General features: G+C 67.4%; 12 protein-coding genes. 7 read left to right on the forward strand and 5 right to left on the reverse strand.

From position 1 onward, the window contains the following. Positions 1–115: 115 nt before the first annotated feature. From H5T77_RS24620 to H5T77_RS24635, 3 genes are all read right to left on the reverse strand, one after another. The gene (locus H5T77_RS24620) at positions 116–1,147 is read right to left on the reverse strand and encodes an arabinan endo-1,5-alpha-L-arabinosidase (RefSeq protein WP_292653246.1); all 1,032 of its coding nucleotides are present in this window, start codon (positions 1,145–1,147) and stop codon (positions 116–118) included. Positions 1,148–1,309: 162 nt separating this feature from the next. Next, complete coding sequence (locus H5T77_RS25720) at positions 1,310–1,849, reverse strand: Clp protease N-terminal domain-containing protein (RefSeq protein ID WP_366816674.1); 540 nt, start codon at positions 1,847–1,849, stop codon at positions 1,310–1,312. A 20-nt stretch (positions 1,850–1,869) separates the two neighbouring features. Next, positions 1,870–2,085, reverse strand: a complete 216-nt coding sequence (locus H5T77_RS24635) for a helix-turn-helix domain-containing protein (protein ID WP_292653247.1) — start codon at positions 2,083–2,085, stop codon at positions 1,870–1,872. 130 nt (positions 2,086–2,215) lie between these two features. Here H5T77_RS24635 and H5T77_RS24640 point away from each other — a divergent pair, with 130 nt between their 5' ends. Continuing rightward, on the forward strand, positions 2,216–3,418 hold the full coding sequence (locus tag H5T77_RS24640) for an MFS transporter (protein ID WP_292653248.1): 1,203 nt from the start codon (positions 2,216–2,218) through the stop codon (positions 3,416–3,418). A gap of 79 nt (positions 3,419–3,497) precedes the next feature. Here the strand turns inward: H5T77_RS24640 and ggpS are convergent, their stop codons facing one another. Further along, positions 3,498–5,753, reverse strand: coding sequence for a glucosylglycerol-phosphate synthase (gene ggpS / locus H5T77_RS24645; protein ID WP_292653249.1), 2,256 nt, complete (start codon positions 5,751–5,753; stop codon positions 3,498–3,500). 467 nt (positions 5,754–6,220) lie between these two features. Between ggpS and trpS the strand changes: the two genes are divergently transcribed. The 4 genes from trpS to H5T77_RS24665 are packed head-to-tail and all read left to right on the forward strand — an operon-like array spanning position 6,221 to position 8,954. After that, positions 6,221–7,258: a tryptophan--tRNA ligase gene (trpS, locus tag H5T77_RS24650; protein WP_292653250.1), complete on the forward strand. Its 1,038-nt coding sequence runs from the start codon at positions 6,221–6,223 to the stop codon at positions 7,256–7,258. A gap of 12 nt (positions 7,259–7,270) precedes the next feature. Next, positions 7,271–7,795 (forward strand): 2'-5' RNA ligase family protein, encoded by a 525-nt coding sequence (locus tag H5T77_RS24655; protein WP_292653251.1) that lies wholly within the window; start codon positions 7,271–7,273, stop codon positions 7,793–7,795. A 51-nt stretch (positions 7,796–7,846) separates the two neighbouring features. Next, positions 7,847–8,749: a YihY/virulence factor BrkB family protein gene (locus H5T77_RS24660; RefSeq protein ID WP_292653252.1), complete on the forward strand. Its 903-nt coding sequence runs from the start codon at positions 7,847–7,849 to the stop codon at positions 8,747–8,749. Next, the gene (locus H5T77_RS24665; RefSeq protein WP_292653253.1) at positions 8,730–8,954 is read left to right on the forward strand and encodes an SCO4848 family membrane protein; all 225 of its coding nucleotides are present in this window, start codon (positions 8,730–8,732) and stop codon (positions 8,952–8,954) included. Before H5T77_RS24660 ends, H5T77_RS24665 begins: the two co-directional genes overlap by 20 nt. Before the next feature lie 8 nt (positions 8,955–8,962). Here H5T77_RS24665 and H5T77_RS24670 read toward each other — a convergent pair whose 3' ends face one another. Continuing rightward, on the reverse strand, positions 8,963–9,424 hold the full coding sequence (locus H5T77_RS24670; RefSeq protein ID WP_366816676.1) for a MarR family winged helix-turn-helix transcriptional regulator: 462 nt from the start codon (positions 9,422–9,424) through the stop codon (positions 8,963–8,965). A gap of 48 nt (positions 9,425–9,472) precedes the next feature. On the opposite strand from H5T77_RS24670, the gene H5T77_RS24675 reads away from it, so the two are divergent. After that, positions 9,473–9,889, forward strand: coding sequence for an organic hydroperoxide resistance protein (locus H5T77_RS24675; RefSeq protein WP_292653255.1), 417 nt, complete (start codon positions 9,473–9,475; stop codon positions 9,887–9,889). Between the two features lie 216 nt (positions 9,890–10,105). Beyond that, positions 10,106–11,092 (forward strand): hypothetical protein, encoded by a 987-nt coding sequence (locus tag H5T77_RS24680; RefSeq protein WP_292653256.1) that lies wholly within the window; start codon positions 10,106–10,108, stop codon positions 11,090–11,092. Positions 11,093–11,204 lie beyond the last annotated feature (112 nt).

Consider the following 11,204-nt stretch of genomic DNA (forward strand, 5'->3'; position numbering starts at 1 on the left):
CCCCCGCCCACTCTGCTTTGCGGGCGCCCTATTTGTGTGTGGGGGGCCCCCACCCCCCCTGTCCGCCCCCCACAACTGCGGTCTCGGCCGCCAAAGGTGCACTCTCGACGGGAGGTCAGTACACGACGGGCCAACCGTTGTTGTAGCGGAGCAGGTTGACGCCCAGCTGCGCGACGCCGTCGTCGCGGTAGTAGTGGTAGAAGAGGACGTCGGCGTCGGAGTCAGCCAGGACGGTCTGGTGGCCCGGGCCGTGGATGGACCCGTGACTGCTGAGAACCTCGGTGCCACCGCCGTTCATCATCGGGGTCCCTGCGGCGTCCACGAACGGACCGTTGACCGACCGCGAGCGGCCCACCATCACCTTGTAGGTGGAACTCGCGCCCTGGCAGCAACGGTCGAAGGAGACGTACAGGTAGTAATAGCCGTTGCGGAGGTGGATGCTCGGCGCCTCGATGGCGCCTCCGCCGCGGCTCGCGATGCTGTGGAAGGCGCTGCCCCTCCGGTGGCCGGTGTTCGGGTCGAGCTGGATCTGCTTGATCCCGGACCAGAACGAACCGAAGCTCATCCACCAGTTGCCCTCATGGTCCTGCACCACGTCGGGGTCGATGGCGTTGAAGTCGTCGCTGCTGGTCGACTCGACGACGACGCCTTGGTCTGTCCACGAGCCTGACGCGCCGGTCGGGCTGGTGGCCAGGAAGATCGCCGACTTGTTGGAGCCGAACGACGACGCCGAGTACCACAGGTAGTACTGGCCGTTCGCAAACTTGAGCTCCGGGGCCCAGAGGTTGAGGTCGCCGCCTGTCCACTCGGTGGTCCACGGCGCGCCGTTCGGGAACGCCGCGCCGATGTCGGTCCATGCGGTCCGGTCGGTCGACGTCTTGAGGCCGACGCCGTTCGCGGTGAAGGCCATCAGGTAGCGGCCGCCTTGCTTGATCACCTCCGGGTCGTGCGCGAACGTATCGCCGCTGACCACGCCGGGGCCTGGGTAGTCCGCCGATGAGGCGGCCGTAACGGCGTCCGCATCGCCGACCGGGCCTGCCATGGCCGCCGACGCGGTCAGGGAAGCGAGCACGAGGGCTGGGGCGGTCAGCAGCGCCATCGCCGACCTGGGACGGAGTCGCTGGAACCGTGCGAGTGCTGATGTCATGCGTTCTCCTCACCGAAATGTGATCGTTAACACACCGAGCATCCCAGGCTTTACATCGATGTAAAAGTGCGTGTCGAGTCGGCAGTTGCGCAGATCGAATGGTGAGTTGTGGGCGACGAAGCGACAGTTTCGTCGCCCACAACTGCAGTTTCGGCGGGCGGGTCAGGCGGCCTTGCCGTGCTCGAGCGTCTGGCGCAGCGCAGCAGCGTCCACGCCGAGCGCCCGTAGTGCAGCATGCCCTTCTCCTTCCGCGCGGAGGATGCCGAGCAGGAGGTGCTCGGTGCCGATCGTGCGGTCCTCGAGCCTGATCGCCTCGCGCAGCGAGAGCTCGAGAACCTTCTTCGCCTCCTTGGTGAAGGGGATGTGGCCACCGAGGCGGCGGCGTGGCTTCCCGCTTTCCAGTGCGCCGGCGCCGAAGACCTCCTCCACTCGGGAGCGCACCGCATCCAGGTCGATCCCGAGTGTGGACAACGCCTCGGCGTCGTCGTTCCCGAGACGCCCGTGGGTCCGCTCGACCTCGGCCCGCAGTGCAGCTGGGTCGACCCCGCAGTCTGCGAGCGCGCAGGCTGCCGTCGACTCGACGCCGGCGGCGATCGCCAGCAGCAGGTGGTCGTCGCCGATGCGCTCGTGACCGAGCTCGGCGGCGTACGTCTGTGCCGCGGTCACTGCGTCACGGGCCGGTCTGGTGAACTTCTCGAACATCACATCTCCCTTCGACAAGCTCAGGACATCGCCTTCGCGTACTTCTTGTGGACCGCCTGCCGGCTGACCTCCAGCGCGTCGGCGATCTCCTGCCAGGCCCACCCCTGCCGGCGGGCGTTCACCACCTGCAGCCGCTCCAGCGAGTCGGCGAGGCGGCGTAGTGCGAGCGCGGCACGCAGGCCTGTGCTCGGGTCGGCGCTCGCGGCCGACTCGGCGAGATCCTTGGCATCCGTCATGATGTCAATATAGGTTGACAGCATCAGTCTGTCAACTATGGTTGACGAAGTGTGCTGTGACTGGCGGCGGCGGGACCCGCATCACACCGATTCGCGGAATAGCCCTCAAATCGCTGAAGGTTAAGCAGTAGTGACCGACACCGCCAGCCCCGAGACCGCCGTGAGGCAGGTCACCCCAGTCCGGTTCGTGATCGCCATGCTCGCTCTGGCGATGGGTGGGTTCGCGATCGGCACGACCGAGTTCGTCACCATGGGCGTGCTGCCCGAGATCGCCGAGGGCGTCGGTGTCGGCACCTCCACGGCCGGCCACCTGATCAGCGCCTACGCGGTCGGGGTGGTGGTCGGCGTACCGATCCTCTCGTTCTTCGTCGCTCACCTTCCGCGCAAGGGGCTGCTGCTGTCGCTGATGGCGGCGTACGCGCTGTTCAACGTGCTCAGCGCGGCTGCCGTCGACTACCAGATGCTCCTGGTCGCGAGGTTCCTCGACGGCCTGCCGCACGGCGCCTACTTCGGCGTCGCCACCATCGTCGCGACGTCCATGGCCGCACCGAAGCACCGCGGCCGGGCGGTCGCCCTGGTGATGCTCGGGCTCTCGGTCGCCAACGTGATCGGTGTCCCGTTCGCGACCTGGCTCGGGCAGACCGCCGGCTGGCGAGCACCGTACGCAGCCGCAGCAGGCCTCGCGCTGCTGACCGTGGTCCTGGTGCAGCTCTCGGTGCCGCACTTCCCGGGCGACCCGAACGCGACCGGCCGCAGCGAGGCGACCCGGTTCTTCACGAACAAGCAGGTCTGGCTGACGATGCTCGCCGGCGCGATCGGGTTCGGCGGCATGTTCGCGGCCTACTCCTACATCGCCCCGATCGTCACCGGCACGGCCGGGCTCGCGGCGGGGGCGGTGCCGTGGTTCGTCTTCGCCTTCGGCGTCGGGATGGTCGTCGGCACCTGGGTCGCGGGGGAGCTGGCGCGGTGGTCGGTGATGGGCTCGCTGCTCCTCAGCAGTGTCGGCATGGTGGCGGTGCTGGCGCTCTTCTGGCTGGTCGCTCCGGCCGGACGGTGGCTCGCGCCGGTCGCTTTCCTGACCACGGCGATCGCCTCGGTGCTGGTGATCAACCTGCAGGTGCGCCTGATGGACGTCGCCGACGACGCGGTGACCCTCGGCGCCGCGATGAACCACGCGAGCCTCAACATCGCCAACGCGCTCGGCGCCTTCGCCGGTGGCGTGGCGCTCGACGTCTGGAGTGCCCGCGAGGCCCCGCTGGTCGGCGCCGGCCTGGCCGTCGCAGGCCTGCTGGTGCTGCTGTGGAGCACCCGCATCCACCGGCGCCGAGCGTGAAGAACTGCCGAGTCGGCTCGTCCTGACGCCAGCCGATGCCGAGTCGGCGCGTCAGAACGCGCCGACTCGGCGAAGTCTTCTAGAGCTCGACCTCGTCACCAGGAGCGGTGGCGGTGGCCGCCTCGACCGCCGCGAGGAACCCGTCCGCCCAGGCCTTGGAGTCGTGGTGGCGCACGGTGTCCCACAGCCCACGCATCCGGTCCTTGGTCTCGGCGTCGTCCATGTCGACGGCCTGCAGGAAGACCCGGACCATGTCGGAGACGTCGTGGGGGTTGGTCAGCACCGCGCCGCGCAGCTCGGCGGCCGCCCCGGCGAACTCGGAGAGCACCAGGGTTCCGCTCGTGCCGAGGAGGCCGTGGACGGAGACGTACTCCTTCGCGACCAGGTTGAGACCGTCGCGCAGCGGAGTGATCCACATGACGTCGGCGTTGGCGTAGTAGGCCAGCAGCTCCTCGAACGGGATCGGCCGGAAGTAGAAGTGGACCGGCATCCAGCCCATCCGCGAGAACTGGCCGTTGATCCGCCCGACGGCCTGCTCGATCTGGTTCTGCAGCGTCTTGTAGACGGTCATCTCGCCGGCTGCGGGCACACAGACCAGCACCAGGGAGAGCTCGCCCAGCAACGACGGGTCCTCGAGCAGCGCCCGCTCAAAGGCCTCGAGCTGCTGCAGCACGCCCTTGGTGTAGTCGAGCCGGGAGACCGCCAGCGCGATCCGCTGCCCCTCGAACTCGTCCTTCACCCGCGCGATCGAGGTCTGCACTGCCGAGGAGGCCAGGGTCTCCTCGATCCGCTTGGTGTCGACGCTGACCGGGTTGGCACCCAGGTGCACCCGGCGTCCACCGACGTCGATGACCGACGGCATGACGTCGAGACCCAGCGCGAAGCCGTACGTCCGGAAGCGGGGCGCACAGTCCTCCGTCTCGATCACCTCGACCGGAGCCACGCCGCGGGCCACGTCGACGAAGTTCTCGACCTGGCGAGGGATGTGGAACGAGATGTAGTCGCACTGCAGCAGCGAGCCGATGATCTCGCGGCGCCACGGCACCACGTTGAACACGTCCGCGCCGGGGAAGTGGGTGTGGTGCAGGAAGGCGATCTTCACGTCCGGCCGCATCTCGCGCAGGTAGGCCGGCACCATCCACAGGTTGTAGTCGTGGATCCAGACGATGCCCCCGTACGCCGCCTCGGCCGCCGCCTGCTCGGCGAAGGCCCGGTTCACCCGGCAGTAGACCTTCCAGTCCTCCTCCTTGAACTTCGCGCGCTCCCAGAAGGTGTGCAGCAGCGGCCAGAACGCCTCTTTGGAGAAGCGCTTGTAGAAGACGTCGACGTCCTTCTTCGACAGCGGCAGCCGGGAGGCCACCAGGCCCGGATAGAGCTTGGGATCGACCACCGTGTGGGTGGCGAACTTCTCCCGCTTGGGGTCGTCGATCGACCAGGCGACCCAGGATCCGGTGCGTTCGGTGAAGAAGGACAACAGCGTCGGGATGATGCCGTTGGGCGACTTCGGTCGCCGGCGCTTGACCTCCCCGTCCTCGATGACCTCGTCATAGGGGAGGCGGTGGTAGACCATGACGAGGTCGGACTTCCCCGGGTCGTCGGCGTCGTTCTCCGGGTCGAAGATGTGCTCGTCGTCGAGCAGGTTGAAATGCCTGATCGCCTGCAGGATCCCGCCGGTGCCGGGGGCGGTGGCGTGGAACGTACGCTCCTTGCCGCGGGTGGCCTCCAGGAGCAGGTCCTCGGCCTCGCCGACGCAGACCCCCGGGAACCCGATGTCGTACATCGCCAGGTCGTTGAGGGTGTCGCCCGCGACCAGGACACGGTCCTTGGGGATGCCGAGGTGCTCGACGAGCTTCGTGACGGTGTGTCCCTTGTTGATCCCGCCGGGGAGCACGTCGAGATAGTGGCTGGCGGAGTAGAGCAGGTCGCAGCCGATCTGCGCGACCAGCGGCGCGAGGTCGTCGGTGACCGCCTCGGGGTCGCAGAAGTACGAGACCCGGCGGTCCTGGGGCACGTTCTGGCGCACCAGTCCGGGGCGGTCGCCGATCTTCTCGAGCACGGTGAGCTCACCGGGCCACTTGGCGGCGATGTCCTGCTGGATGGGCTCGACGGCGAGCAGGTCGTGTCCGGTCACGATGGTGGCCCCGACGTCGCAGATGATGAAGTCGGGCGTCGGGATGGTCGGGTCGGCCAGCAGCGGCAGCACCGACTCCAGTCCACGACCGGTGACGAAAGACAGAAGTACGTCCTCGCGGCGGCTCAACGTTTGATACAGCTTGACCTTCGCCTCGGGGTCGCCGGCTAGGAAGGTTCCATCCAGATCGGTCGCAAGCAGCATGCGTGCATTGGCAGCGGACGTGGGGTTCACAAGTCTCCTCGAGGGTCGCCTGGCCTCGAGGCCGATTCGGCAGCTGGCTCGAGGCTGCGGACCCCCTTGGAGGATCCGCGGGTCGACCCACCACGTTAACAGGGGAGGATGTCACGCCGGGAACGGGGATTTGACGGCCCATCGAATCCCGGCTGAGTAGAGCCCCTCAAGAGGTCCACAAACTCGTAAAAATTGGCTGCATCTGTTCGATAACCCCGTCGAAGATCTGTCGTTGATGGGTCATGCGGATCCTGCCCGCGGCCTTCAAGACTGCGGGCGACCATGGTCCTCGACGTTGATCACGGGGGGCGCCGAGGCCCATGGCCGGCACGCAGATCGGTGCCGCGGGCAGGATCCACAGTTCGTACAGATCGGTCCTCGATACACTTCCTCCCACCATTTCGAGCCTTTCGGCGGGTGGCTGACAGAATGCGCACATGACCGGCAGCACCGCTCCTACGACCAGGCCCAGGGTCCTTTCCGGCATCCAGCCGACCGCGGACTCCTACCACCTCGGCAACTATCTCGGCGCGGTCCGGCAGTGGGTGAGGCTGCAGGAGGAGCACGAGCCTTTCTTCTTCATCGCCGACCTGCACGCGATCACCGTCGAGCAGGACCCGAAGGTGCTCCGGGAGCGTACGCGGCGGGCTGCTGCCCAGCTCCTCGCAGCTGGTGTCGACCCGGAGCGGTCCGCCGTCTTCGTCCAGTCCCACATTCCCGAGCACGCCCAGCTCGGCTGGGTGATGCAGTGCATCACCTCCTTCGGCGAGGCCCGGCGGATGACCCAGTTCAAGGACAAGTCCGCCAAGGGCGGTGAAGGCTCCGCCTCCGTCGGCCTCTTCTCCTACCCCATGCTGATGGCCGCCGACATCCTGCTCTACCGCCCGGCGTACGTCCCTGTCGGTGAGGACCAGCGCCAGCACCTCGAGCTCACCCGAGACCTCGCGCAGCGGTTCAACAGCCGCTACAAGAAGACGTTCCGGCTTCCCGAGCCCTACATCCTCAAGGAGGTCGCGAAGATCTACGACCTCCAGGACCCGGCGATCAAGATGTCCAAGTCGGCCTCGAGCCCGAGTGGCCTGATCGACATGCTCGACGACCCGAAGGCCTCGGCGAAGAAGATCCGTTCCGCGGTCACCGACTCGGAGATGGAGATCCGCTTCGACGAGGAGGCCAAGCCGGGCGTCTCCAACCTGCTCCGGATCTACTCCGCGCTGACCGGTTCCGAGATCGAGACCCTGGTCGGCAAGTACGCCGGCAAGGGCTACGGCGATCTCAAGAAGGATCTCGCCGAGGTCGTCGTCGACTACGTCACGCCGTTCCGGGAGAAAACCTTCGAGATCCTCGAGGACCGGGCCTATCTCGACGGCATCCTGGAGCAGGGCGCGGAGAAGGCAGGCGTGGTCGCCCGCAAGACCCTGGCCGACGTCTACGAGCGGGTTGGTCTTGTGGCCCCCGCATCGCCGCTCGGCTAGTAAGGTCGGCGCATGCGCACCATCGGTGTTGCCATCGCTATCCCGGAGCCATGGGCAAGCCAGCTCCAGGACTACCGGACGTCTCTCGGGGACGCCACGGCGACCATGATCCCGACGCACATCACCCTCGTGCCACCGACGGAGATCCACGACGATCTCCTGCCGGACGTCGAGAGCCACCTCGAGGCCGCGGCCTCGAGGGTCGCGCCGTTCGGAGTGCACCTGCGCGGCACCGGCACCTTCCGGCCGGTCTCTCCTGTGGTCTTCGTCGCCGTGGTGCAGGGCATCTCGGGCTGTGAGCAGCTGGCCAACACCGTCCGGCAGGGGCCGCTCGATCAGAAGCTCACGTTTCCCTATCACCCGCATGTCACGATCGCTCACGACCTTCCCGACGCTAGCCTCGACAAGGCTTTCAGCGAGCTGGCCGACTTCGAGTGCGAGTGGACGGTCGAGGAGTTCCACCTCTACGTGCACGACGACACGGATGGCTGGCGCCCGACTCGGGAGTTCGCACTGAGAGCAGCACTTACCGGCTGAGGCGGGCTCGCTTCCCGCTCACGATCAACGGATGGGACCTCGGGGGTACTCATGGAGAAGATCAAGGCGAAGATCGCCGAGCTACGCGAGCGCTTCCCGGCGCTGGATCGCGTGCTGCGTACGCAGGAGCACTACGGGGAGGTCGGCGCGGCCCAGCAGGCCGGGGCCATGACCTACTTCGGCTTCCTGTCGACCTTTCCGATCCTCGCGCTCGCGTTCTTCGCCGTGGGTCAGATCGCGAAGGTGTACGCCGGCGCCGAGAGCGACCTGGTCGAGGCGATTGACCAGGTGCTGCCCGGGCTCGTCGGCGACGGCCCCGGGCAGCTGAAGATCGCCGACATCGAGAGTGCTGCCGGCACCGTCGGGATCATCGGTGTCTTCGGTCTGCTCTACGCCGGTCTCGGCTTCGTCAACGGCCTGCGCAGGGCGCTTGAGGCAGTCTTCGTGGTGCCCGACGAGGAGCAGCCGGGCTTCCTGGCCGCCAAGGCCCGGGACCTGGTCGCGCTGGTCGTGCTGGGCCTGATCCTGATGGTGGCGGTCGCGGCCACCGGCCTGATCCGTACCTTCTCGGTCAACGTCTTGGAGTGGATCGGCCTCGGGGACGGCTTCGGCTGGCTGATCGTGCTGGTCACCTTGGTCCTCGGCCTGGCGGCCAACACCCTGCTCTTCTTCTCGATGTTCCACCTCGCCCCGCAGAAGGACACCCCGAAGCGAGCCCTGTGGGCAGGTGCGCTGCTCGGTGCGATCGGCTTCGAGATCCTCAAGCAGGCCTCGGCCCTCCTGCTGACTGCCACCCAGGGGCAGCCGGCCTTCCAGGCCTTCGGCATCGCCCTCATCCTCGTCGTCTGGATCCACTACACCTCGATGGTGATCCTCTACGCCGCCTGCTACGCCTACGTAGGGGCGACTCCCGCCGACGTGAGAGAGTCGGACCATGAAGCTCGAGAAGACTGACGGCGCGCTCCTCCTGGTGATCGGGATCTGGACGATCGCGATCTGGACCAACTTCGGCCGCAACCTCGTCAAGACCGCCAAGGACCCGGAGCAGACCCGCCCCAAGCCCTACTACATCGCTCACGCGGTGCTCGTGGCGGTCGACGTCCTCCTCGGTGGCCTGCTGATCAAGCTGGGCGTGCAGCGCCTGCTGACCAAGGGATAGATCTATCCTCAGGCGGACTCGGCCGTGTCGAGGTGGTCGACCAGCTCGGTGAGCTGGTCGCGCAGCGCGAGCGCCTCGTCGCGGGTGATCCCCATCGACGCGCCGAGCTGATGGGGGACGCCGGCGACCTGCTCCTCCAGGGCCCGGCCGTCCTCGGTCAGGCTGACCAGCACGCGGCGCTCGTCGCCGGGGTCGCGTTCGCGCCGCACCAGGCCGGCGGCCTCGAGGCGCTTGAGCAGCGGCGTCAGGGTGCCGGAGTCGAGCCGCAGGCGCTGGCCGAGAGAGGTGACCGAGAGCGGCTCCTCGGTCTCCCAGAGCACCAGCATCACCAGATACTGCGGATAGGTCAGGCCGGTCCCCTTGAGCAGCGTCACGTAGCGCTTCGTGACGGCTCGGGTCGCTGCGTACAGAGGGAAGCAGAGCTGCAGGTCGAGCGCGAGCTGCGGATAGGTACGTCCGGACACATCCAGCAGTCTACCCCCTTGCGCTATTAAGTTGTGCGCAATATGGTTGCGCACATGACACCGATCTACACCGCTTCCGCAGTCAGCACCGGCGACGCCCGCAACGGCCACGTCCAGTCCACCGATGGCCTCATCGACGCCGACGTCCGCATCCCCAAGGAGATGGGCGGCGCTGGCGGCGCCACCAACCCCGAGCAGCTCTTCGCTGCTGGGTACGCTGCCTGCTTCCACTCCGCGCTCAAGCTGGTCGCCGGCAAGGCCAAGGTCGACATGACCGACTCCGAGGTCGTCGCAGACGTGAGCATCGGCGACAACGGCCAGGGCGGCTTCGGCCTCGCCGTCCAGCTCGAGGTGACCATCCCCGGCACCGACACCGCGACCGCTCAGCAGCTCGCCGAGCAGGCCCATCAGGTCTGCCCCTACTCCAACGCCACCCGCGGCAACATCGAGGTCAAGCTCACGGTCGCCTGATCGGGCGACATACGACGGGACGTTCTTGTCGGTTACCCATCGGTAGACCGACAAGAACGTCCCGTCGTATCCGTTCCGGGCCCGCGGTTATCCACAGGGTGCGGAATACGGGATGCGGGCCGGGTGGATGTGGCTCACCATCCCTCTATGGCTTCTCGGTCGCCTCACTTCAGCCCGGCACCCCACGGTAACCGGGGCCTTGGGCTGGTTGCTCCTGTGCGCGTGGACCCGAGCGGGGAGCGCGGGCCGACACCAAGGCAGGCGCGGGGGAGTGCGTGGCGCCGGACCGGTCCAGGTCTGTACGTCCCGGCCCACGTCGACTCCGGCCTGCCTCAGCAGCGGGTGCTGGAGGCCGCCACGGAGATCCTGGGAGGACACATCACCGGCTGGGCTGCCTTCGCCTGGGCCGGAGCACGCTGGTTCGACGGGCGCGATGGGAACGGCAACGAGAGGCGGGTGCCCATCGTCATCACCAACCATCGCTATCGGTCACGGTCGGGCATCCTGCTCTCGGCAGAGCGACTGCCGCTGAGCCACTGGTTCGTCCTCGATGGCGTGAACGGGACCCATCCGCTGCGATCGGCGGCATACGAGGCGCGCCACGCTCCGTCCCTACTGCGTGCGGTGGTCGCTCTCGACATGGCGCTGCAGACAGACACCGTGTCGATCGCCGAACTGATCGACCATGCCAGCACGCTGAACGGCTGGTATGGAGTGGAACGGCTCCGTCAGGCCATCGGGCTCGCCGACGAGAACAGCTGGTCGCCGATGGAGCCCGAGATGCGCCTTCACTGGCAGCTCGACCTCGGGCTGCCGCATCCGTTGTGCAACCACCCGATCTTCGACCTCGTCGGCAACCACATCGGGACGCCGGACCTGCTCGATGCCGAAGCCGGGGTCGTCGGTGAGTACGACGGTGGCCTCCATCTCGCCGGTGAGCGGCGAGCCAGCGACATCCAGCGAGAGAGTCTCTTCCGCAGGGCTGGGCTGGAGTACGTCACCATGACATCGATAGACCGGCGAGATCCGACCCAGTTTCTGCGGCGTACGACGGAAGCGCGGGAGCGAGCGCTGCGACTCCGTCCGGAGCGCCGATGGACCGTGGACCCGCCGGCATGGTGGACCCCGACGGTCACGGTAGACCAGCGCCGATCCCTGACGGCGGCCCAGCGAGAGCGCTTCCTGAAGAACCGCGCCGCCTGAGAGGGATACGACGGGACATTCTTGTCGTTCTACCCGTCAGTAACCGACAAGAGCGTCCCGTCGTATCCACCAAATGCGAAAGGGCCGCCCTCCCGGGTGGGAGGGCGACCCT

It is taken from the genome of Nocardioides sp. (genome assembly GCF_014360585.1).
Classification (GTDB): Bacteria; Actinomycetota; Actinomycetes; order Propionibacteriales; family Nocardioidaceae; genus Nocardioides.